Origin of the sequence: Hymenobacter koreensis, assembly GCF_039541855.1 — a bacterium.
Lineage (GTDB): Bacteria > Bacteroidota > Bacteroidia > Cytophagales > Hymenobacteraceae > Solirubrum > Solirubrum koreensis.
In genome coordinates this window covers 171,769-194,740 of record NZ_BAABHA010000010.1, presented here as the reverse complement: position 1 = coordinate 194,740, position 22,972 = coordinate 171,769, and the positions used below count along the sequence as shown (strand labels likewise).

21 protein-coding genes are annotated in these 22,972 nt (G+C 61.9%); 9 read left to right on the top strand and 12 right to left on the bottom strand.

Features of this window, described 5'->3' with window-relative positions; translation table 11 throughout:
* Positions 1-34: 34 nt before the first annotated feature.
* The 4 genes from ABD903_RS14765 (at position 35) to ABD903_RS14750 (ending at position 2,988) form a co-directional block, all read left to right on the top strand.
* Positions 35-934, top strand: coding sequence for a universal stress protein (locus ABD903_RS14765; protein WP_345225504.1), 900 nt, complete (start codon positions 35-37; stop codon positions 932-934).
* 41 nt (positions 935-975) lie between these two features.
* Entirely contained in the window at positions 976-1,185 is a 210-nt protein-coding gene (locus tag ABD903_RS14760; RefSeq protein ID WP_345225502.1) for a YgaP family membrane protein, read from the top strand.
* Between the two features lie 93 nt (positions 1,186-1,278).
* A complete protein-coding gene (locus ABD903_RS14755; protein ID WP_345225500.1) occupies positions 1,279-2,100 on the top strand; it encodes a universal stress protein in 822 nt (273 codons plus the stop codon).
* 12 nt (positions 2,101-2,112) lie between these two features.
* Positions 2,113-2,988 carry a universal stress protein gene (locus ABD903_RS14750; RefSeq protein WP_345225498.1) on the top strand — a complete coding sequence of 292 codons (876 nt, stop codon included), beginning with the start codon at positions 2,113-2,115 and terminating at the stop codon, positions 2,986-2,988.
* 216 nt (positions 2,989-3,204) lie between these two features.
* On the opposite strand, the gene ABD903_RS14745 is transcribed toward ABD903_RS14750, so the two are convergent.
* The 10 genes from ABD903_RS14745 to ABD903_RS14700 form a co-directional block, all read right to left on the bottom strand.
* Positions 3,205-4,176, bottom strand: coding sequence for an MlaD family protein (locus ABD903_RS14745; protein ID WP_345225496.1), 972 nt, complete (start codon positions 4,174-4,176; stop codon positions 3,205-3,207).
* 72 nt (positions 4,177-4,248) lie between these two features.
* Positions 4,249-5,028 carry an ABC transporter ATP-binding protein gene (locus tag ABD903_RS14740; RefSeq protein WP_345225493.1) on the bottom strand — a complete coding sequence of 260 codons (780 nt, stop codon included), beginning with the start codon at positions 5,026-5,028 and terminating at the stop codon, positions 4,249-4,251.
* Entirely contained in the window at positions 5,028-5,783 is a 756-nt protein-coding gene (locus ABD903_RS14735) for an MlaE family ABC transporter permease (protein ID WP_345225492.1), read from the bottom strand. The genes ABD903_RS14740 and ABD903_RS14735 overlap by 1 nt, the downstream gene beginning before the upstream one ends.
* A 97-nt stretch (positions 5,784-5,880) precedes the next feature.
* Positions 5,881-6,729 carry a universal stress protein gene (locus ABD903_RS14730; RefSeq protein ID WP_345225490.1) on the bottom strand — a complete coding sequence of 283 codons (849 nt, stop codon included), beginning with the start codon at positions 6,727-6,729 and terminating at the stop codon, positions 5,881-5,883.
* A 53-nt stretch (positions 6,730-6,782) separates the two neighbouring features.
* Positions 6,783-9,218 carry a phosphoenolpyruvate synthase gene (gene ppsA, locus ABD903_RS14725; protein ID WP_345225488.1) on the bottom strand — a complete coding sequence of 812 codons (2,436 nt, stop codon included), beginning with the start codon at positions 9,216-9,218 and terminating at the stop codon, positions 6,783-6,785.
* 228 nt (positions 9,219-9,446) lie between these two features.
* Positions 9,447-10,106 carry an HAD family hydrolase gene (locus ABD903_RS14720; RefSeq protein ID WP_345225486.1) on the bottom strand — a complete coding sequence of 220 codons (660 nt, stop codon included), beginning with the start codon at positions 10,104-10,106 and terminating at the stop codon, positions 9,447-9,449.
* A gap of 16 nt (positions 10,107-10,122) precedes the next feature.
* Positions 10,123-10,503, bottom strand: coding sequence for a hypothetical protein (locus ABD903_RS14715; RefSeq protein ID WP_345225484.1), 381 nt, complete (start codon positions 10,501-10,503; stop codon positions 10,123-10,125).
* Between the two features lie 28 nt (positions 10,504-10,531).
* Positions 10,532-12,685, bottom strand: coding sequence for a (E)-4-hydroxy-3-methylbut-2-enyl-diphosphate synthase (gene ispG, locus ABD903_RS14710; RefSeq protein WP_345225482.1), 2,154 nt, complete (start codon positions 12,683-12,685; stop codon positions 10,532-10,534).
* Between the two features lie 366 nt (positions 12,686-13,051).
* On the bottom strand, positions 13,052-13,711 hold the full coding sequence (locus ABD903_RS14705; protein ID WP_345225480.1) for an NAD(P)H-binding protein: 660 nt from the start codon (positions 13,709-13,711) through the stop codon (positions 13,052-13,054).
* 86 nt (positions 13,712-13,797) lie between these two features.
* Positions 13,798-14,472 (bottom strand): MarR family winged helix-turn-helix transcriptional regulator, encoded by a 675-nt coding sequence (locus ABD903_RS14700; protein ID WP_345225478.1) that lies wholly within the window; start codon positions 14,470-14,472, stop codon positions 13,798-13,800.
* Positions 14,473-14,589: 117 nt separating this feature from the next.
* Between ABD903_RS14700 and ABD903_RS14695 the strand changes: the two genes are divergently transcribed.
* Positions 14,590-17,046 (top strand): TonB-dependent receptor, encoded by a 2,457-nt coding sequence (locus tag ABD903_RS14695; RefSeq protein ID WP_345225476.1) that lies wholly within the window; start codon positions 14,590-14,592, stop codon positions 17,044-17,046.
* 142 nt (positions 17,047-17,188) lie between these two features.
* Here ABD903_RS14695 and ABD903_RS14690 read toward each other — a convergent pair whose 3' ends face one another.
* Positions 17,189-18,157: an NAD(P)H-quinone oxidoreductase gene (locus ABD903_RS14690; protein WP_345225475.1), complete on the bottom strand. Its 969-nt coding sequence runs from the start codon at positions 18,155-18,157 to the stop codon at positions 17,189-17,191.
* Between the two features lie 107 nt (positions 18,158-18,264).
* Here ABD903_RS14690 and ABD903_RS14685 point away from each other — a divergent pair, with 107 nt between their 5' ends.
* The 4 genes from ABD903_RS14685 (at position 18,265) to ABD903_RS14670 (ending at position 20,191) form a co-directional block, all read left to right on the top strand.
* Positions 18,265-18,777 (top strand): hypothetical protein, encoded by a 513-nt coding sequence (locus ABD903_RS14685; protein ID WP_345225473.1) that lies wholly within the window; start codon positions 18,265-18,267, stop codon positions 18,775-18,777.
* Between the two features lie 54 nt (positions 18,778-18,831).
* Entirely contained in the window at positions 18,832-19,389 is a 558-nt protein-coding gene (locus ABD903_RS14680; RefSeq protein ID WP_345225471.1) for a glycine-rich domain-containing protein, read from the top strand.
* Positions 19,389-19,661, top strand: coding sequence for a hypothetical protein (locus tag ABD903_RS14675; RefSeq protein WP_345225469.1), 273 nt, complete (start codon positions 19,389-19,391; stop codon positions 19,659-19,661). The genes ABD903_RS14680 and ABD903_RS14675 overlap by 1 nt, the downstream gene beginning before the upstream one ends.
* Before the next feature lie 65 nt (positions 19,662-19,726).
* Positions 19,727-20,191, top strand: a complete 465-nt coding sequence (locus tag ABD903_RS14670) for a hypothetical protein (protein ID WP_345225467.1) — start codon at positions 19,727-19,729, stop codon at positions 20,189-20,191.
* Positions 20,192-20,499: 308 nt separating this feature from the next.
* On the opposite strand, the gene ABD903_RS14665 is transcribed toward ABD903_RS14670, so the two are convergent.
* A complete protein-coding gene (locus tag ABD903_RS14665; protein WP_345225466.1) occupies positions 20,500-22,686 on the bottom strand; it encodes a glutamine synthetase III family protein in 2,187 nt (728 codons plus the stop codon).
* Positions 22,687-22,972: the final 286 nt, after the last annotated feature.

The window sequence follows — 22,972 nt, the reverse complement described above, 5'->3', positions numbered from 1 at the left end:
CGGGCTTAATTCCCTGACTTACTCTGCCATGCTCATGGACTCCACTTTTGTAGTACTCACCAATTTCTACCCGCCTGCCCAACGCGCCCTGCAGTACACCGACGCAATGGCCGGCGTGCTGGGGAGCCAGTTGGTACTGCTCCACGTTAACCGCGGCTCTTTCTACGACCCGTCTTACGCGCTGGCGGGCAACGACTGGCGCCGCGACGAGCTGCGCAACGCCGTGGAAACCGGCACCTTGCTGAGCCAGATGGCCGAGCAGCTGCGCACGCCGGCCACCGTGGAGCTTACTACCGATGTGTTACCCGGCGTAGCCCGCGACATTGCCCACCGCTACCCGGCGCCCCTGTTCGTGCTGGGCCTGCCCGCCGCCCAACGCGCCGCACCCGCACAGCTGAGTACAGCGGCCATGGAGCTGCTTCGGGCCACTAACCTGCCCGCGCTGCTGGTGCCCGTGGACACACCGGAGCTGGCCCCGCCGCGCCGGGTGCTGATAGCCGCCGACGCCGAGGACTTTTCCCTGACCGAACCAGCCGCCCCGGTAAGCAACTTGCTTCAGCAACTGGGCGCCGAGCTGGTGGTAGCACACGTAACGGACACCGAAGACGATGTGCGCTGCACCAAAGCCCTGCAGGCGGTACAACGCAGCGGGCTGGCGGCAGGCGTGGCCACCATTGGCCTGCGCGGCTACCAAAACCCCGACGCCGCAGCCGGCCTGCTCGAAGCCATTCAAGACACAGGAGCCGACCTGGTGGTGGTGCTGGCCCGCACGCGCAGCTATTTCGGAGAGCTGTTTCACCGCAGCGTTACGGCCCAGGTTATTGCGGGCAGCCCCGTTCCCGTGCTGGCCGTGCCGGTAACGGAGCCAGTTGCAGCCGCCCGCAAAACATCTCGGCTCACGGCCGACGACCTGCTGCTCTGGCCGAAAACATAGCCCGAATTCAGATTGCCTTACTCTTAAACCGCTTGTCAATTATGAGCCAGAATGTAGGTTCTTACGACCGTGTCATCCGCATCGTTCTTGCCGCCGCCCTTGCCAGCGTGTTGCTGGAGCAAAACCTGAGCGGCCCCGTACTCTTGGCCTGGCTGGTGGTGCCGTTGGTACTGCTGCTCACGGGGGTATTCGCGTACTGCCCGCTTTACGGCTTGCTGGGCATTTCCACGCACCGCCCCTTTCCGCGGTAGTTTTTACGTCCCACGAGTTGGCAAGCTGTGGGCCTGCCTTTGCCATCTGTTCTCTTTTCACCCGGCCGCGCCCCGGCCCACCGCCTTCTTGTGATGCTTCCGACTTTTGTGGTTCTCTCCGATTTATCGGGGGCTGCGCAAACGGCCCTCACGTACACATCCCGCCTGGCCGCGCTGTTAGCCGGCCGCGTGGTTTTGCTACACGTGTACCAGGATCCGCTGCTCGAGCCCGAATCGATGATGGTGGCTGCCCAGGCGGTGCTGTACACCAAACAGAAAATCAGGGCCGAACTGGTAGCGCAGGCCCGGCAGCTGCCCGTGCCGGCCGAGGTGGAAATTTCGCTCGATACGCTTAGCGCCACCGTAACCGACGTCGTGCAGCGCCATCGGCCCCTGCTGCTGGCCATTGGCCGCGAACAGCCCGAGAACCTGCTCGACCGCCTGCTTCCGCACCAGGCGGCCTCCTTGCTGCGAGCCGCCCGCTACCCGCTCTTGCTTGTGCCCGAAAACCGGACGGCCTCGGAGCTACCCCAGCGCGTGGTAGTAGCCGCCGACGACCACGACTTTCAGCTAACAGCGCCCTCGGCGGCGCTGCTGGGGCTGCTGCGTGCCCTGCAGCCCACCACCACCGTAGTGCACGTGGCATCCGGTAGCGGCCCTTCGAAGGCACAAACGGGCTTGGCGGCTGTGCAACGCATCGGGTTCGGTACTATTACCAACAACAGCCTCTACGAAATTCGCGAAGAAGCCCCCGCCGACGGCATACTGCACGCCGCTACCGAACTGCGGGCCCAACTTATTGTGGTGCTGGCCCGCCCCCACTCGGTTCTGGGCGAGCTATTTCACCGCAGCGTTACGGCGCAGGTGCTCCGCCGCAGCCCCGTGCCCGTGCTGGTACTGCCCACCGCTGCTTAAGCTGCTACTCCTATGCCCACGCCAATTCCCGCGAATCGCCCCGATTCGTCTGCCCCGGCTACCACCCAGCCGGCTCTGCACTTTATTATATTAACCAGCTTCTTCCCCGAAAGCCGCCGGGCCCTGCGTTTCGCCGCCGAGCTGGCGGCTCCTTTGGGGGCAGAGCTGGTGTTGCTTCACGTTGACCAGCGCGCATTGCTGAGCGTGGAAATCCGCGACCCGGAGCCCCACTGGGCACCCCAGGAGCTGGAACGAGGCCTGCAGACGCTGGCCTCCGAGCTGCCGGTTCCCGCAACCATTGAGCTGGCAACCGACTTGCTGCCCGACTTGGTAGACGACCTGGCGCGACGCTACCGCCCGGCCCTGTTCGTGCTGGGCCGCCCCGCCGCCGCCGACACCGATTTCGAGCTGGGCGCTGCCGTGCAGGAAGTGCTGCGCAACGCCCAGCTGCCGCTGCTGGTGGTACCCGAAGCCTACGACCGCCCCGCCGTGCCGCAGCTGCTGGCCATTGGGGCGGGTCCGCCTTTCGCGCTGCACGCCGGCGCTGGGGCCGCGCGCCTGCTGCTGCGCCAGCTGCCCGCCCCGCGTAGCCTGGTGGTTACCGTAAGCTCAAGCCAGAACGATGAGGCCTGCGCCGCAGCGCTGCACCACGTGCGCGAAAGCGGCCTGCTGCCCGCCAGGGCCGGTGGACCCGCCGTGGAAGGTTTCTACGCGGCCCAGCCCGAAACCGGTTTGCTGCAAGCCGTGTCCTGTACTTCCGCCGATTGGCTGGTGGTGCTTTCCCGGCGGCGCCACCTGCTGGGCGACTTTTTCCACCGCAGCATTACCACGCACCTGCTTCGGCACAGTCCGGTGCCGGTGCTGGTGGTGCCCGCCATAGCAGTCTGAACGCTTTCGGGAAAGGTCTACTTCGCTACTTACTGCGCGGCCCCGGCCGGAACAGCATACACATTGCTGGTCCGGCCGGGGCCGCGCTGTTGCGTTGACCGGGTCAGCACAAGCCCGAAGGCAGTGCCCCCGTTTCAACCAGACGCCGGGTACGGGTAGCTCTAACCAGGCCGGGAAAGTGAGCGAGCAGCTACCAGAAAGCAAGCGCCTCTTGGCTTATCGATAAGCGGGCGGCGTTTGTTTTTTCTGCTGGCGGCGCAGGTAGCCGCGCAGCAGAAAATTATGCTGCAGCGCTTCCATGCTTTGGTTAAAGCCGGCCGTACCCTGCTCCACGTGCAGCATACTCTGGCGAAGCTGCCGGCTGAGGGCGGTGTCGGTAAGCAGGGTGTTGAGCGGGCCGGCGCCGGTTTGCACCTGGCGCTGCAAGGTGGCCAGCGTGCGGGCCAGCGTATCGGAGGTGCCGGCCAGCTGGCGCGTGGCGTGCCGGAGCTGGCCGGCAAAAGCGGTGTCGGTGAGCAGGTAGCCCATGGGGCCGCGGCCTTCGCGCAGGCCGCTGGTCAGCTGGCGTACATCCTGAGCCGACTGTTGCAGCTGTCCCGCCGCGGCCGCGGCGTGCTGCAGGCTCTGGCGCGCGTGGGCTACCAGCTGCTCGTCGCCCAGCAGCTGCCAGAGGGCGTCGCTGCCGTTGAGCTTGCTGGTTATCTGCCGCAAATCCTGGGTGATGCCAATGAGGTTCTTGTTCGATACGTTGAGCGTGCTGAGCATCTCGTCGATGGCCAGCGGCGCGGTGGTGCGCAGCACGTCGCCGGGCTCAACGGGGCGCGCGGGGGCGGCCACGGCCGTCAGGTTTACGATGGTGTTGCCCACCAGCCCGTCGGTGCCAATGGAGGCCACGGCATTCTTTTTCACGAAGGGCTGCACGTCGCGGTTTAGGCTCAATTCCACGCGCACGGTGCTGTCGTTCAGAATATTAATACGCCGCACCGTACCCACATCAATGCCGGCCAGGCGCACGTTGTTGCCGGTTACCAGGCCCGCGACGTTGCGAAAATCGGCTTGCACGGGCAGCGAGGAGCTGAACAAGCTTTGCTTGCGGGCCAGCAGCAACAGCGTGGCCACGAGGCAGCCCAAGCCGGCCAGCACGAACAGGCCGAGGCGAATATGATTACTGGCAGTGCGTTCGGGCATGATGGATATGCGTCAGGAATTGAAAAAAGCGGACTTCACAGCGCTAAATGCGCGAAAACGGCACGGCGGGCCTTAGGCAAAAAACTCGTGAATAACGGGGTCGGGGTCTTGGGCAAGCGCCTCGTAGGTGCCCTCGGCGTAGCAGCGGCCGTCTACCAGCAGCGCCACACGGTCGGCGGTGAGGCGCACGCAGTTCATGTCGTGCGAAATGATGAGGGCCGAGGTGTTGTACTTCTGCTGCACTTCCCGAATAAGCTGGTCGATTTCGCGGGCCGTTACGGGGTCGAGGCCGGTGGTGGGCTCGTCGTACAAAATAATTTCGGGCCGCAGAATAAGCGTGCGGGCCAGCGCAATGCGCTTGCGCATCCCCCCCGACAGCTCCGCCGGCATCATATCGGCCGTGTGGCCCAGGCCCACGTCGTCGAGGGCCTGCTTGATCAGCTCGGCTTCCTCGCCGCGGCGGTGGGCCAGCCAGTGCCGGCGCAGCGGGAACAGCAGGTTTTCGCGCACCGTCATGGAGTCGTAGAGGGCGTTGCTCTGGAACAGAAAGCCCACACGGGCCCGCAGCTGGTCCAGGGCATCGTGGTCGAGGGCGGCCACATCCTGGCCCAGCACGGTCACGCGGCCTTCGTCCACGGGCAGCAGCCCAATCATGCACTTAATGAGCACCGATTTGCCGGACCCCGATTTGCCCAGCACCACCACGTTTTCGCCCTTCCCAACTTCCAGCGAAAAATCCTGCAGCACGTGGTTGTCACCAAACGACTTGCTCAGGTGCTCCACGCGAATAACGGCCTCGGCGGCTGTGGCGGCCGGTATAGGGCCGCTTTCGGGCAACATAGCGGCGCGCATCAGTTCAGGCCCAGCAGGCCGGTAATTTGCACGGCCAGTAAATCGAGAATAAAAATCACCAGCGACGACACCACCACGGCCGAGTTGGCGGCCTGGCCCACGCCCTCGGTGCCCTTCCGGGAATGGTAGCCCTTGTAACAGCCGATGATGCCGATAGCAAAGCCGAAAAAGAACGTTTTGAATACGGCCGGCAGCACGTCGCCGAAAGTCAGGCGCGAGAGAATGTTGTTGGCGAACAAAGCCAGCGTGGTCGTTCCTTTCAGGTTGATGCCCAAATACGAGGCGTACAGGGCCACGGCATCGGCCAGCAGGGTAAGCACCGGCAGCATGAGCGTGGTAGCCAGCACCCGCGTGGCTACCAGGTACTTAAACGGGTTGGTGCCCGATACCTCCATGGCGTCGATCTGCTCGGTCACCCGCATCGAGCCCAGCTCGGCCCCGATGCTGGAACCGATTTTGCCGGCGAAGATCAGGGCGGTAATGATGGGGCCCATTTCGCGGATGATGGTGAGGCCCACCATGGCCGGAATCCAGGATTCGGCCCCGAACTGGGCCATGGTGGGCCGGCTCTGGAGCGTGAGTACCATGCCCATAATAAACCCCGTAATGCCCACCAGCGGCAGCGACTGGTAACCGATGACATAGCACTGGTACAGGAGCTCCTGCACTTCGTAGCGCGGGCGAAACCCTTCGCGGAAAAACCGGCCGGCGAAGGCAGTAATGGCGCCGGTTTCGGCAAGTAATTGGCTATTCATTAAGGTAATATACTGGCAAAAAGCGTTATACGAAAACGCCAACCGCCGCCTGCAAAGCGTGGCTGGCGGCGTTACGGGAGCAGGTCAGCGGCGCCGCTCAGCCGGTGGCCGAGGATTCTACGGTGGGCAGCAGCAGCACCGGCACCGGGCTGGCACTGGCCACGTGGGCCGCCACGCCGCACCCGAAAACACTGCTCAGGAAAGTGCGCGGCCGGGTCATCAGCACCAGCAGATCGGCCTGCACGTCGTGCACAGCCTGCACAATGCCGGCGGTGCGGGGCTGCTGCTGCACCTCGTAGCTGATGCACGAGGCCGTTTCGGGCAGCAGCCCGCAGCCGCGCACCGCGCTCAGCGCCTCTTCACTTCCGTTCGGGCTATCGGGCGTGGCCACGTGCACCACGCAGTAGTCGGGGGACCAGCGGTGGAGCAGCGGCCGCAGGGCCCGCGCCGCAGGAGTAAGCTGAAAAGGGTCGCCATCGGTAGCTACGGCCACAAGCTGGGGCGGCGCAGGGTCCTGGGCGGCGCCGTCGGGTACCAGCAGCAAGGGCAGGCCGGCATCGCGCAGCACGGGCACCACCTGGTTTACCAGCAGCGCATCCACCACGTCGTGTGCGGGCGCCAGGCCCATTACCAGTAGCTGGGGCTGCCAGCGGCCGAGTACATCGCCCAGCACGTCGGGCAGGCTTTCGGTGCTGAATTCCACCGCCACGGGCGCGGGCAGTTGCCGGGCCAGCTCGCGCAAAGCCGCTTTGGCATCGTGCTCCAGCTGCGTGTAGTAGCTATCGGGAACCACCACCAAACCCAGCTCGGGCTCCATTACGGGCAACTGCTCCAGGTGCAGCAACACCACCTGCCCACCTACCTCACGGGCCAGCACGGCGGTTAAATAAGCGGCGCGCCGGGCACTGACTGAGAGGTCGGTAAGCACCAAAAAAGTAGGTTTCATGGCACTGAATTAAAGCAAGCGAACAAAGCGAATGACTTGATCTACTGCCTTTTTCAGGCTGGAACAGCCTGCCCGGCGGCCACGGACGGCGCGGCGGCCAGGGCCTGCTCGGCCGCTACCATGTTGGCCATGCCTTTAAGCAGCGCGTCGGGGGTGAAGGAAATACTGTCGATGCCGTGCTCCACCAGCAGCCGGGCAAAGTCGGGGTAGTCGCTGGGGGCTTGGCCGCACAGGCCAATGGGCCGGCCGCAGGCTTTGGCCGTGCGAATCACCTGGGCCAGCATGCGGGTCACGGCTTCGTTGCGCTCATCGAAGAGCGGGCTGACGATGGCCGAGTCGCGGTCGATGCCGAGGGTGAGCTGGGTCAGGTCGTTGGAGCCGATGGAGAAGCCGTCGAACACCTGGGCAAAGTCTTCGGCCAGAATCACGTTGCTGGGAATTTCGGCCATTACGTAAATCTCCAGGCCCTGCTCGCCCCGCGGCAGGCCGTACTCCGCCATGAGGGCTACCACCTGCCGGCCTTCGGCCACGGTGCGGCAAAACGGAATCATGGCCTTCACGTTGGTCAGGCCCATGTCGTGGTGCACGCGCCGCAGCGCTTCGCACTCCAGCCGGAACCCTTCGCGGTACTGCGGGCTGTAGTAGCGCGAGGCCCCGCGGAAGCCCAGCATGGGGTTTTCTTCGGTGGGCTCGAACTGCCGGCCGCCCAGCAGGTTGGCGTACTCGTTGGTTTTGAAGTCGCTCATGCGCACAATCACCTGGCGGGGATAAAATGCCGCCGCCACAAACCCAATGGCCTGGGCCAGCTTGTCCACGAAGTACTCGGGCTTGCTGGCGTACTGGGCCGTGAGCTGCGCTATTTCGGCGCGGGCCGCCGGGTCTTCCAGCTCATCGAAGTTTACCAGCGCCATGGGGTGAATGCGAATGGCGCTGTTAATGACGAACTCCATGCGCATCAGCCCCACGCCCTGGCTGGGGTAGCGGGCCAGCTGCAGGGCGCGGTCGGGGTCGGCCAGGATGAGCAGCGGCTTGGTGCGGGGCAGGGCCACCTGCTCCAGGTCGAGGTCGGTTTCCTGCCAGGCCAGGGCCCCGTCGAATATTTTGCCTTCGTCGCCCTCGGCGCACGACACGGTAATGAGCTGCCCGTCCTGAATTTTCTCGGTGGCATTAAGGGTGCCTACCACGGCCGAAAGGCCCAGCTCGCGCGCCACAATGGCGGCGTGGCTGGTGCGCCCGCCCTTGTTGGTCACAATAACGGCGGCCTTACGCAGCACGGCGTTCCAGTCGGGGCTGGTGATGTCGGTCACCAGAATTTCGCCCGGCTGCAGGCGGTGCCCGTCGGCCGGCGAGTCGATGATGCGGGCCACGCCGGAGGCAATCTGGCTGCCCACGGCTTTGCCCGTGGCCAGCACCGGGCCTTTCTCGGTGAGGTGGTACTCGTGCAGGCGCAGGGCCCGGCGGCCGTGGTGAATGGTTTCGGGGCGGGCCTGCACAATGTAGATGCGGTCGGTTACGCCGTCTTTGGCCCACTCAATGTCCATGGGCATGCCGTAGTGCTCCTCTATTTGCAGGCACCAGCGGCCCAGCTGCTCGGCTTCGGCATCGGTGAGTACAAAGGTGGCGCGCCTGGCGGCGGGCGTATCGGTGTTTTCGATGCCTAGCGCCGCCTGGTTCTGGGTTTGGGCGTACGCCATGGTTTTGGCTTTGTTGCCGAGCTTTTTGCTGACCAGCGCCCGGCAGCCGTTGCGCACCGAGGGCTTAAAGAGGTAAAACTCATCGGGATTCACGGCGCCCTGCACCACGTTTTCGCCCAGCCCCCAGCTGCCGGTAAGGTAAATCAGCTGGTCGTGGCCGGTTTCGGGCTCAATGGTGAAGGCCACGCCGGCCGAGGCCAGATCGGAGCGCACCATGGCCTGCACCCCCACGGAAAGGGCCACGCGCAGGTGCTCGAACCCGTTCTGAATGCGGTAGCGAATGGCGCGGTCATTAAACAGCGACACGAAACATTGCTGGCAGGCCTGCAGCACGGCCTGTTCGCCGCGCACGTTCAGGAAGGAGTCGTGCTGACCGGCAAAGCTGGCGGAGGGCAAATCCTCGGCGGTGGCACTGCTGCGCACGGCCACGGGCATTTCCGCGCCCGGGTGGCGGGCCGACAGTTCCTTGTAAGCCGCTGCCAGGGCTGCCGCCACGGGCGCCGGCAAGGTTGCGCCGCGCAGCAGGGCCCGCGCCTGGGCGCCCACGGCCGGCAGGTTGCTGAACTCCTGCTCATCCAGCGTGGCCAGCAACTCGGTTAAAGGCTGGCGAAGCTGGTTTTCATCGAGAAACAGCCAATACGCATCGGCCGTGCTGGCAAAGCCATCGGGCACATTAATGCCTTTAGGCGTGAGCTGGTTGTAGAGCTCCCCCAGGGAGGCGTTTTTGCCACCCACCAGCGCCACCTGGGTGTTAGTAAGCTCCCGAAAAAAGCGGGTGTATCGCTCGTGTGCCATATCAGGAAAGGAATTTGAGCATGGGATGGGGCCGCTTGCAGGGAGCTGCGGCGTTATCCCAAAACTATAGGTAACCCGTTCGGGAAAACGTGTTACCAGTCAGTCCTTTACCTGATAAAAATCATTGCTCGCATTGTGGGCCTGGCGCTTTTCCCGTAGGTACCCTCCGGCCTTTTCACGTGCCGGCACCCGACAGCAGCGCCCAGAAGTCGGAGTTTACGGAGTGGCTTAGCGCCGGAAAGCCCGAATTGTGGCCGCATCCAGCTGCCCCAAATGCGACACCACATGATCGGCGTGGCGCAGGTCCTGGCCTTCGGAATGCTCGCTGCGGTAGCCGATGCAGTACATGCCAGCCGCTTTGGCCGCCGTTACGCCATTGGCCGAATCTTCGATAACCACGCAATGCTGCGGCGGCACACCGGCCAGCTGGGCGGCGTGCAGAAAAATGGCCGGATCGGGCTTGGAGCGCGGAAAATCCTCCCCGCTCACCAGGTTATCGAAGTACGGATACAGCTCGAAGCGCGTAAACACGCGGGCAATAGTTTCCTTGGAAGCCGACGAAGCCAGCTGCAGCGGCACACCTGCGCGGTGCAGGTCCAGCACCAGCTCCCGGGCGCCGGGCAGCAGTTCCAGATCCGTGGCGTCGTCGAAGGAAGCGCCGAACAGCTCCCGCTTCCGCAGCATTAGGGTTTCTACGTCGCCTGTGAGGTTGAATTCCTGCTGGAGCTGCTGGTACACGTTGCGCGTGGAGGAACCCAAAAAGGTGGCGTATTCCTCGGCCGTCATCGGGATGCCCAGCTCGGCGAAGTGGCGGAAAAAGGCATCGTGGTGCAGCGGCTCGGTGTCCACGAGCACGCCGTCCATGTCAAAGATGACGGTTTGGATCATGTGGAAGCGAGCGAGATTATTTATTAGTTTTAAAGACTGTATCCAGTTTGGAATATTTTACACTGCCATCATAATTATGAACATACTCTCCAATAATTTCCACATAAGAACTATCATTACCATGAATAGATACACTAAAAGGAATAACCTCCTTTTTTGTTTTCTCCCTATCGAACCAGATACCGTAACCATTCAGTGTATCTAACTTGGATATAAACACCTTATTCTTGGTCATTTCATTTTTGATATCAAACAAAAAATCTGGTGCTTCTAAATACCATTTCCCAATAAATATCCCACCAACAACTAAGATAGGAGCCGATATTATTATAACAATCCAAAAAACTAGCCTATTAAAAAGCTTGTATGCTGTCTTTATGGCATTGAGTACATTCATACTCTGTCTGCTCTACTTAATAATCACTCTACGCGCCTACCGGCTCCTCCAACGTCACCGGCTCCACCCAGCGTCCGTCCTCGCGGATCAGGTTAATCAGCTCATCCACGGCCGCTTCTTCCGGCACCGATTTCTTAATGACTTCCTGGCCGCGGTACAGGGCAATTTTGCCCCGACCTACGCCCACGTAGCCGTAGTCGGCGTCGGCCATTTCGCCGGGACCGTTCACGATGCAGCCCATGATGCCAATTTTCACGCCCTTGAGGTGGTCGGTGCGGCGGCGAATCATAGCGGTGGTTTCGGGCAAATCGAACAGGGTGCGGCCGCAGCTGGGGCAGCTGATGTACTCCGTTTTGCTCATGCGCGTGCGCGCCGCCTGCAGAATCCCGAAGGAGAGCTGGTTGAGCGCGTCGAGGCGGGTGAGCCAGGTGGCCTGGTCGGCATCAGCCAGCTTTTCGGTGCTGAGCACCACGCCGTCGCCGAGGCCGTCGAGCAGCAAGCCGCCCACGTCGGTGGCGGCGTAGAGCTGGGTTTGCTCGGGCGCCTGCTCGGGGTACTGGCGGTTGATGATGACGGGGTTGGTCACGCCCGCGTTCATCAGCCGGAAAAAGGCCCGCCGGATTTCGGGCATGGCGTGGGCATTGTCGGTGTAGAGAATGACCACTACCGACTTATCGGCGCGCAGCTGCTCCAGGGCTTCGGAGGTGAGCGAATCCAGGTCGTGGAACACGAAGTTGGCCTGCGGGTGCAGGGCGGGCGCGGCGCTGTACTCGGCGGATGTCATTACCGGGAAGTGGTCTTCACGGCGGCCGGCGTCGAGCCAGGCGCTGTAGTCAACCAGCTCTTTCAGGCCGTTGGGCAGCATGAAAGGCGCCGGGCGCTGGCCGGTGTAAATGAAGTCGGCCCCGAGGTCATTCATCTGGAACTTGTCGAGGAAGGCCGAGTACAGATGGCCCACGCAGCGCAAATCGGCGTATTCCAGCTGCGGCAGCCGCGAAATATCGGCCAGGACCCGCGGCACGTTCGTGCCCCCCATGTTCAGCACCTCGTGGGTTTGCCGGCGGTGATACTGAAATGGGTCGATGGGGACCTCACCCCCTAGCCCCCTCTCCAAAAGAGAGGGGGAACTAGCTTTAGCTTCTAGCTTATCCTGTTTTTCCGCATTCCCCTCTTCATTAAGGCTATAATTAATATCTAATTCCCCCTCTCTTTTGGAGAGGGGGCTAGGGGGTGAGGTCAAGTCCGCGCTAAGCGGCGCAATGAACTTGGCTTCGGCGGCGCGGGTGGTGTACCGGTCGATGAGCATGCGGGCCACGGGGGCTTCGGCTTCGGGCGGCTCGGTGAGCGACACCCGCACGGTGTCGCCGAGGCCGTCTTCGAGCAGCGTGCCAATACCCACGGCCGACTTAATGCGGCCGTCTTCGGCTTCGCCGGCCTCGGTTACGCCCAGGTGCAGCGGGTACGGCTGCAGGCCTTCGGCTTCCAGCTTTTGCACCAGCATTCGGTAGGCCTGCACCATCACCTGGGTGTTGGAGGCCTTCATGGAAAGGACCACGTTGTAGTAGTTCTCGTCTTCGCAGATGCGCAGAAACTCCAGCGCCGACTCCACCATGCCTAGCGGGGTGTCGCCGTAGCGCGAGAGGATGCGGTCCGACAACGAGCCGTGGTTGGTGCCGATGCGCATGGCCGTGCCGTACTGCTTGCAGATTTGTACCAAGGGCCGGAACCGCTCCCGGATGCGCTCAATTTCGCCCTGGTATTCCGCGTCGGTGTACTCAATGGTCTGAAATTTCTTCTTGTCGACGTAGTTGCCGGGGTTTACGCGCACTTTCTCCACGATGCGGGCGGCCAGCTCGGCGGCGTTCGGTGTGAAGTGGATATCGGCAATGAGGGGTACCGTGCAGCCGCGCTTGCGCAGCTCCTTCTTGATTTCGAGCAGGTTTTGGGCCTCCTTCATGCTCGGCGCGGTAATGCGCACGTACTCGCAGCCGGCTTCCACCATGCGCAGCGTTTCGGCCACCGAGCCCATGGTGTCCATGGTATCGACGGTGGTCATGCTTTGCACCCGAATGGGGTAATGCCCGCCCAGCGGCAGGTCGCCGATGTTCACAACGCGCGCTTCGCGGCGCTTGTATTCGGTTAAGCTGGGGCAGTAAATCTTGGAGGCGGAAGTCAGGCTCATGCGGGGTGCCGAAGGGTCGGATGCGAAACAGCGTTGCGCAGGGCAAAGTTGCTGGCCGCAAAGGTACGAAGCCAGCAGAAGCCGTGTGGTACCCCGGCACTATTGGGTCGCCGGGCAGTGGCGGCTGTTCAGTTAGCTCTGCCATCAACCCGTCATGTCGAGCATGTTGCGCATCAAGCAAGGGACCGAGACATCTCGCTCGCGTCGTTGGAACCTCACCCCCGGCCCCTCTCCCGTAGAGAGGGGAGTGTACGGTATCCGGCGTCAGCACGCGAGATGTCTCGGTCCTTTGCTTGATGCGCTACATGCTCAACATGACGGTTTATTTGGGAGGGCCGGTTGTTTAAACAACCTTGTTGCTACGCGTCACTCCTCTCCTACCCGCGCAAACACGCCTTCCAGCGTGTCTACCTGCGTGCCCGGCGTTTCGTCGAGGGTGGCGTTAATCATGGCTTGCGCTACGGTGCGGCCGTGCGCCGGCCGGTACTTGCGCAACGCCGGCAGCTGCCCTAGCAGGCTAGCGGCGGCAATGCCTATTTTTTCCAGCGTCCGCGGTTCCTGGCGCGGGCCGGCCAGCGGGCCCGGCTGCAGAATGCGGATGCGCCGAAACGGCAGCCGCTGCACGTCGCGCTCCAACTCGCCCTTCATGCGGGTATAGAAAATGTTGGACGTAGGGTCGGCAGAGGCGGAAGACACCAGCACGTAGGTTTCCACGCCGTTGCGGGCGGCGGCTTCGGCGGTTTGGTACTGGTAGGTGTAGTCGACGCGGTACTGCTGACGCTGGCCGCCGGCTTGTTTGAGCGTGGTGCCCAGCGTGGAAAACAGCACGTCGCCGGTTAACAGGTGGTGCCACTGCTCGGGCTGCTCGAAATCAACGAGGTGCTCTTCGAGCTTCGCGGGGTTCTGGTAACCCGTGGGGCGGCGGGTAAATACCTTGATGCGCTCAAAGCGGGAGTCGAGCAGCAGCTGGCGGAGCAGGTAGTCGCCAACGAGGCCGGTTGCACCAATAACAAGGGCTATTTTCATAGTAAACGAGAAAGAGAAGCAGCGCCTCGCGTAGCGGCCGCGGCGCCTGAGTAAGTTACCCGCAACCGCAACGTTTGGTTGTTAACCTATTTCTCCTCCTGCTCCTGATGCCCCGGCAGATGTTGCAAAAGCGCCTCGAAACTCTCGGCGCGCGGGCCGGTGAATATGGGGTGGTGAAAGGCGTCCAGCTTTTGCAGCAAATACAGCAGCTGGGCGCGCTCGTGGGGCGTCAGGTCGCCGGCAATAAGCTGAGAAGCCTGGTTCATGGGGCCGAACACCTGGCGAAGCACAGCGCCGCCGGCATCGGTAAGGGTGAGCAGCTTGCTGCGGCGGTCGGTGGCGTGGGGCTGCTCGGCTACCAGGCCACGGGCCAGCAGGCGTTTAATGACCTCGGTGCCGGTGGCTTTTTCGTGGATATTGCGGGCAATGAGCTCGGTTTTCGAAAGCGGCTGGTGGCCCATCACCGTGGCCAGGTAGGCGAAGTCGTCGGGCGTGAGCAAGGGCGTGCCGGCCAGGCCCAGGCGAATGTACGAGCGGGCGTAGCGGTTCAGGAAGATGATGAGCTTGCCGATTTCCGCCTCCGCCGGCATAGACGGTACGTCGGGCGGCGCGGCGGGGCCGCGCGGCTCGGGGCTGGCCACCGTGCGGCCGTACAGCCAGGCGGCAAAATCCGCCAGGTTGGCCGGCTGGCCGGGGGCGGTTCCCAGGCGTTCAAACTCTTCGGCTTGCTCCAGTAACTGCTTTAGTAACGCGAAATCCATGATTGGTAAAGTAACAACGCGGCCCCCCAAATGGCCTGAAAAAATATTATTTTGTTCTAAAACATATTATTAAACCTCTTGTTTGTGTGTTATCAAACCAAATTCGTGTTCCTTCCCATGAAACCACGTTACGCGTTCCTTCTCCTTTTGCTGTTCAGCTTTGCGCGCCTGGGCCTGAGCCAAAACACCGGCGTGCTTAGCGGAACGGTGCGCGACCGGGCTACCCAACAGCTGCTGCCCGGCGTAACAGTGGCGCTAGAGGGCACCAGCCTGGGCGCTTCTACCGACGAAGAAGGCCGCTTCCGCCTTACCAACATTCCCACGGGCAGCTACAACGCCCGCGCCACGTTTGTGGGCTACGAGCCGCTGCTGCGCGCCAACGTGGTTATTACCTCCGGCAACGCCAACATCATTAACCTGGAGCTGGCCCCGGCGGCGCAGCAGCTCGGCGAGGTGCAGGTAGTGGCCAGCCGCGCTATTCGGGTGGCTACGCCCGAAACGCCCCTGAGCGTGCAGCGCCTGAACGTGGAGGAAATCAAGAGCAACCCCGGCGGCAACTTCGATATTTCGAAGGTGGTGCAAACCCTGCCCGGCGTGGGCGGCGGCGGCACCGGCGGCACAGCCGGCTTCCGCAACGACATCATCATTCGCGGCGGCGCGCCCAACGAAAACGTGTACTACCTCGATGGTATTGAGGTGCCCGTTATTAATCACTTCCAAACCCAAGGCTCGGCCGGTGGCCCCACGGGCATGCTGAACGTGTCGTTTATCGAGGACGTGACGCTGAGCTCCTCGGCCTTCGAGGCCCGCTACGACAACACCCTCTCGGGCGTGCTCCAGTTTCGGCAGCGCGACGGCAACCCCGACCGCACCCAGGGCAACGTGCGCCTGAGCGGTACTGAAGTGGCCGGCACACTGGAAGGGCCGCTGACGAAGAATACCACCTACCTGGCCTCGGTACGCCGCTCGTACTTGCAGCTGCTCTTTAAGGCCATCGACTTGCCCATTCGGCCCGATTACTGGGACGCGCAGTTTAAAGTCACCACCAAACTCTCGCCTAAAACCACCATTACCGCGTTGGGCCTGGGCGCTCTGGACCACTTTGAAGTGGCCGTACCCAAGGAATCGTCGCCGGAAAAGGAATACACCCTGCGCAACACGCCCTCCATCGACCAGTGGAACTACACGCTGGGCGTGTCGTTGCGGCAGCTGCTGGACCGCGGCTACCTGAACCTGGCCCTCAGCCGCACCCAGCTCGATAACCAGGTAGACCGGTTCGAAGGCGGCGCCGACTTCAGCAACGACGAAAGCCGCCGCAACCTGCTCACCCGCTCCGGCGAAACCGAAAACAAGCTGCGCCTCGACATCAACCGCTCCTACGGCAAGTGGCAGTACGCCTACGGGGCCGTGGGCCAGTGGGTAACCTTCGACAGCCGCTACTTCAACCGCCTGCGCCGCGAGGTGCTGAACCCCGACGGCTCGGTGCGGCAGCCGGGCGTGGAGGTGCGGTTTCAGTCGGACCTGAGCTTTGCCCGGTTCGGTGCCTTCGCCCAGGTAACGCGCCCCTTCCTGCCCGCCGACCGGCTTACCCTGTCGGCCGGCATTCGTACCGACGGCAACTCGTTTACCGAGGGCGGCGCCAACCTGCTGCGCACCCTCTCCCCGCGCCTGTCGGCCACGTACGCGCTGGCCTCGCGCTGGAACCTGAACGCCTCGGTGGGCCGCTACTACAAGATTCTACCCTCCACGCTGCTCGGTTTCCGCGACAACACCGGCCAGTTCGTGAACAAAAACACCCGCTACATCGGCAGCACGCACTACGTTACGGGCCTGGAATTCCTGCCTTCGCCCAGCACGCGCTTCACGGTAGAAGGTTTCTGGAAGCAGTACGATAACTACCCCGTGAGCGTGCGCGACGGCATTTCCTTGGCCAACCTCGGCGGCGACTTCGCGGCCCTGGGCAACGAGGCTGTTACCAGCAGCGGCAAAGGCCGGGCTTTCGGCGGGGAGTTTTTCTTTCAGCAGAAACTAACGCGCAACGTGTTTGCGGTGGTTTCCTACACCTTGTTTCGCAGCGAGTTTACGGGCTCCGATGGCCGCTACAAGCCCTCGGCCTGGGACACGCGTCATTTGGCCTCCGCGCTGCTGGGTCGCAAATTCGGTCGGGGCTGGGAAATGGGCCTGAAGTACCGCTTTGCCGGCGGCGCCCCCTTCACGCCCTTCGATCTGGCGGCTTCGCAGCAGAACTACCTCACCATCGGCCAGGGCGTGCTCGATTACTCCCGCCTGAACACCGAGCGGCTCAAGAGCTTTCAGCAGTTCGATTTCCGCCTCGACAAAAAGTACAACCTGCGCCGCGTAACCATCGACCTGTTCCTCGACGTGCAAAACGCGTTCGTGCTGCCCACGCCCGGCTTGCCCACCTACACGTTCGAGCGCACGGCCGATAACACCAGCTTCATTACCAACGACGGCCAGGACCTGCGCCCCGACGGCTCGAACGCCGTGCCCACGCTGCTCCGCGACGATGACGCCACCGTGCTGCCTACCATCGGCTTCATTGTGGAGTTTTAAGTAAAATGAATGCACGTCATCCTGAGCGCAGCGAAGGACCTTCTCACGTTGAACGAGTCGTAACAACGATTCAAGTTCTAGCGTGGGAAGGTCCTTCGCTGCGCTCAGGATGACGTGTACTTTTTAGACGTTTGCCGACTCCTCAGACCTTCAACACGATTTTGCCGATGTGCTGGCTGCTTTCCATCAGTTCGTGCGCGGCACTGGCCTGGGCCAGCGGAAACTCCTTGTAGATAACCGGCTTAAACTGCCGGTCGGTGAGCAGCGGCCACACGTGCTTTTCCACCTCGGCGGCCAGCGCGGCTTTAAACTCGGCGGAGCGCGGACGCAGCGTGCTGCCGGTAATGGTGAGGCGGCGGCGCATTACGTCTAGTGCACTGAACTCGGCTTTGGCACCGCGCATGGCGTTAATGAACACCAGCCGGCCGTCGTCTTTTAGCAAACCGAGGTTGCGGGGCGTGTAGTCGCCCCCCACCATGTCCAGAATCACGTCGACGCCGGTGGCTTTCAGGGCCTGCGCGAAGTCTTCCGTGTTGTAGTTGATGCCGCGCTCGGCCCCTAATTCTTCGCAGGCGCGGCATTTTTCGTCGGAGCCGGCCGTGGCGTACACCGTTGCCCCGAGGGCCCTGGTCAGCTGAATGGCCGTGATGCCAATGCCGCTGCTGCCGCCGTGTACCAGCAGGGTTTCGCCAGGCTGCAGTTGCCCGCGCTGAAACACGTTGTGCCACACGGTAAACACGGTTTCGGGCAAAGACGCGGCTTCCGCCATGCTCCAGCCTTCGGGCACAGGCAGGCAGTGGCGGGCGTCTATTACGGCACACTCGGCGTAGCCGCCCTGGCCGAGCAGGGCACACACTTTGTCGCCGGGTTTCCAGCGGGTTACTTCGCTGCCTACCTGCTCCACCACGCCGGCTATTTCCAGACCCGGAACCAGGCCGCCCACGTCGCCGCTACCCGCGTATTTGCCTTGGCGTAGCAACACATCGGGGCGGTTTACGCCGGCGGCGTACACGCACACCAGCACCTCGTGGGGCGTGGGCTGCGGCTGCGGCAGTTGCTGGAGGTGCAGTACCTCGGGGCCGCCGGGCTGGGCAATAACGATTGCGTTCATGAGCAGGAGCGTTGCGTGGGGCTCGTAAGTACGGTTTGTTTGCCCACATACGTCACCTTGCGGCAGGTGGCCGCACCTTTTGGTGGCGTTTGCGTTTCTTGCCGAAGATGAAAACGCCTTCCATTTTCCCCTCCCTGCTGGGCTCGGCCCGGGCCATTGGCCTGCGGGCCTGGCAAACCGGCCCGTTGTTTCGCAAGGCCTTTCTCACGGCCGTCGACTCGGTGCAGGAAGTGCTGCGGGCCGAAGTCCAGAAAGGCAATGCCAAGCTGGTAGCCGACTTTCTGACCGACAAAGCCGCGCCGGTGGTGCGCAACCTGCTGCTCGAACGCATGGCCGTGCGGCTGTTGGCCCGCCTGGGCCTGCGCGGTGTGCTGGCCTCAAATGTGGTGGGTTGGATTTTACCTTTTGTGGTGGAGCGCCTCATTAAGCTGGCTCTCAAGTCGGAAGCCGCGGCCCGGCTGCAACAGCACCCCACGGTAACCAACGTGCGCCATACCCTGGATGAGCTCAAGCACAAGCTGCGCCGAAGCGTAGCCCCGGACTACGGCTCCAAGGCCGAATTACTCGACCACGAGCCGCCGGAGCTGCCTACGTCTCCTGCTTCTCCCACTGCACCTTAAAGTTGCGGCACAGTTGAACGTTGCCGGGTAAAGCAATCCATATTTGCTGTTGTAATGGCCATTTGCCCCCAGCCTCACCCCTTCGTTAAGGCCTTGAACGTGTCCATCCGCATGTCACCCGATCAGCTTGCGCTTTGGCAGAAAATAGAGGCTTTCGAGCTGGATGACCCGCACGCCGACCTGACCTTTACTGACCGGTTAGCCCGGGAAAACGGCTGGCCGCTGGCTTTCAGCCTGCGGGCCGTGGCCGAATACAAGCGTTTCATGCTGCTGCTCTGCCTTGCCGAGCACCCGCTGACGCCGTCCGACCAAATCGACCAGGTGTGGCACCTGCATTTGCTTTACACCCGCAGCTACTGGGACGACTTTTGCCGGCATACCCTAAACCGAACCATTCACCACGGTCCTACCCGCGGCGGAGCCCAGCAACAGGCCCAGTTTACCAATTGGTACGACCGCACCCGGCAGCTCTACCGGCAAACTTTCGGGCAGGCCCCACCACCCGACCTCTGGCCCAATAGCACCGCACGCTTCGGCGACGTGCGGTTTCAGCGCGTTAACCTCGGCCGCTACTGGCTACTACCTAAATTCCGTCGTTTCTGGAATCGTTAATGACCGCCCTGCTTCACCTCACGCCCGCCGAGTTACTAGTGCTTCAGCGCGGCTCTCAAGCACCGGTGCGTCATATGTTACGCTTCACCTTCGCCGATTTGCTGTTGCGCGACGTGCTCCGAATCGAGTACCGAGAATTTCAGCCCACTCCCCACGACCCAGCCGTTGCCTACGCTTACGTTCGTCCTGGCGAGGCCCACGCCTGCTTCCGGCCACGGCCGCACGAGGCGCCGCTGCTGGAAATTATTCCTGGCAACCGCCAGATGTGTTGATGCGCCACTATGTAGGAGTATTGCTGGAGCACCTACCGCCATCTAAGCTACGCCAGCTTGCGGCCGTGGGCTTTGAACAAGCTGGCTTTGTGCAACGCAACGGCTGGCATCGGTTCTGGAACACATTTGGTTGGACGCATATGGGCACGGCGCACCGGGCCGTTGTGCAACGCGAAACCGAAGCCCTGATCGAACAAGTCAACAAACGTCTGCTAGGCCTGGGTGAGCTACGGAACCGGCTTTATGGCACGGCCCTTCTATTAGGTGATGCACTACTGCCCTCGATGCAAGAGTTTGATCGAGAACTTGTACGTCATTTGCTTCGCCGCAAGCAGCAAGCCAGTTTTGGAACCGATTGGAGCAGCGGCTTCGGCGGCTGTAGCGGCACCAGCGAGAGTGGCGGTGCCCCTGACTTTGGGGGCGGGCACTCTGGAGGCGGCGGTGCCAGCGGTGATTTTGGTGATGGAGATTCATCCGCGGGTTGTTCGGGCTGTAGCGGTTGTGGCGGCGGTGGATGCGGGGGCGACTAAACCACAGTTGCTTTTCCTCTTTCTCAGCCGCAGAAATTAGATTCTGGCGCCCAGAAGTTTAACTCCGCCACTTACTGGCTCTGGTAATGCTGCCCCCACCCGCGGAAACCAGGCAACGATTCGGGCCAAAAAAAATCTACGCCATTCTCTTCTGCAAACGTTTGCAGTAGATGAAAAAACCTTATTACCTTCGTACCGCTACAAATAAAAAAACCCGTCGACAGAGGCGTCAACGGGCTTAGTGGGTGGGCCAGCCGGAGTAATCGTTTCCCCTCGACTTCCAGTGCTGGTCCTACCTACCGTTCGAGCTAGTGTAAGAACAACAGCTCGCGGTATTTTACCAATGGCCAATCTTCATCGGAAACCAGCAGCTCGAGCTTATCGACCTGCCGGCGAATAACGTCGAAGCAAGGACGGATATTTTCGCTGTAAGTCAAAGCCCGTTCGCGGGTATCTTCTAATTTGTTGGCCACTTTGCGGCGTTCCACCATATCATCAACCGTGGTTTTGATGGTGGCAATGCGCCGCGATATTTCTTTGATAGAGTCCACCGTTACCTGCGTGTACTCGTCGTCGAGGCCTAATTCGCGCAGGCCGCGCACGTTCTGGATCAGCTTGTTCTGGTAAGCTACGGCCGTGGGAATGATGTGGTTGATGGCCAAATCCCCCATCACGCGGCTTTCAATCTGCACGCGCTTGATATAGTCTTCCAGCAAAATTTCGTGGCGGGCGTGCAGCTCCACGTGCGAGTAGATGCCGAGGCGCTCGAACAGCGAAATGGAGTCTTCGGTCACGAACGCGTCCAGCGCCGGCGGCGTGGTGGGCACGTTTGAGAGGCCACGGCCAGCCGCTTCCTCTTTCCACTCGTCGGAGTAGCCGTTGCCTTCGAAGCGAATGGACTTCGAGTCGATAACGTATTGGCGCAGTACGTCCACGATGGCCATTTCCTTTTTGCGGCCCTGCGCAATCAGCTCGTCTACTTCCTTGGTGAACTTCTGCAGCTGATCGGCCACGATGGTGTTCAGCACCGTCATCGACGACGAGCAGTTGGCCGAGGAGCCCACGGCGCGGAACTCGAACTTGTTGCCGGTGAAGGCAAAGGGCGAGGTGCGGTTGCGGTCGGTGTTATCGAGCAGAATGGGCGGAATCTTGTCGATGCCCAGCTTCAGGTACAGGTTGTCGCCTTTGTCGAGCGGCAGCTTGGCGTTGCGTTCCAGCTCGTCGAGCACTTCGCTCAGCTGCTTGCCCACGAACACCGACATGATGGCCGGCGGGGCTTCGTTGGCGCCCAAACGGTGGTCGTTCGAGGCCGAGGCAATGGAGGCGCGCAGCAAGTCGGCGCGGTCGTGCACGGCCTTCACGGTGTTGATGAAGAACGTGAGGAACTGCAGGTTTTCCTTGGGCTTGCGGCCGGGCGCCAGCAGGTTTACACCGGTGTCGGTGCTCATTGCCCAGTTGTTGTGCTTGCCCGAGCCGTTTACGCCCGCAAACGGCTTCTCGTGCAGCAGCACTTTAAAGTCGTGCGAATCGGCCACGCGCTCCATCAAATCCATCAACAGCTGGTTATGGTCGATGGCGAGGTTAGCATCTTCAAAGGTGGGGGCACACTCGTACTGGTGCGGCGCTACCTCGTTGTGGCGGGTGCGCAGCGGAATGCCCAGCTTGGTGGCTTCTTCCTCGAACTCCAGCATAAAGGCGTGCACGCGGGCCGGAATGGAGCCGAAGTAATGGTCTTCGAGCTGCTGGCCCTTGGCCGGCGCGTGGCCGAACAGGGTGCGGCCGGTCATTACGAGGTCGGGACGGGCACCGTACAGGGCGCGGTCCACGAGGAAGTACTCCTGCTCGATGCCCAGCGTGGTGTGCACGCGCTGCACGTCTTTGTCGAAATACTGGCAAACGGCCAAAGCGGCGTCTTCCAGCACCGTCAGCGACTTCAGCAGCGGGGCTTTGTAGTCAAGCGCCTCGCCGGTGTAAGCCACGAAAATCGTGGGAATGCACAGCGTGGTGGCGCCGGCGGTTTCAATCAGGAAAGCAGGCGAAGTGGGGTCCCAGGCGGTGTAGCCGCGGGCTTCGAAGGTGTTGCGAATGCCACCCGACGGGAACGAAGAGGCATCGGGCTCCTGCTGCACCAGCGCGGAACCTTTGAAGTTCTCAATAGGACGACCGTCCGAATTCAGGTCGAAAAACGAGTCGTGCTTCTCGGCGGTGGCGCCGGTGAGCGGCTGAAACCAGTGCGTGTAGTGCGTGGCACCCTTGCTCATGGCCCAGGTTTTCATGGCACCAGCTACGGCATCGGCAACCGAGCGCTCCACCGGGGTGCCCTGCTTAATGGCCGATTGCAGCTTTTTGAAGTAGTCGCCCGACATGGTGGCGCGCATGGCTTCCAGATTGAAAACATTGCGACCGAAGATTTCGGAACGGCGCTCAGACGATACCACCGTGCGAGGCTTGCGCTGATCTACCAGTTCGAGGGCTTTAAAACGAAGGGTTGCCACAAAGACGAGAAGTTAAAGAAAGAGCAGGTTTGCTTTCGATGGGGTCAAAGGTAAAATAGCTTGACTAAATTCCAAATGCACCCATAAAAATTAAGTCTCCCAACAAATAACATCCCTAAATCAGCAAGGCACCCCTATAAAATCGGAGGCTTTTTCCACAAACGTTTGCAAAGCAACCGCCGCATGTCCCACAGTTTTGGGTTTCGCCCGGATACAATACAAATGAGCTGGCCCAACGGGTTTGGGTAACCGTCGGTTCACTTGATAGCCTGACTGCTGGCGTAAT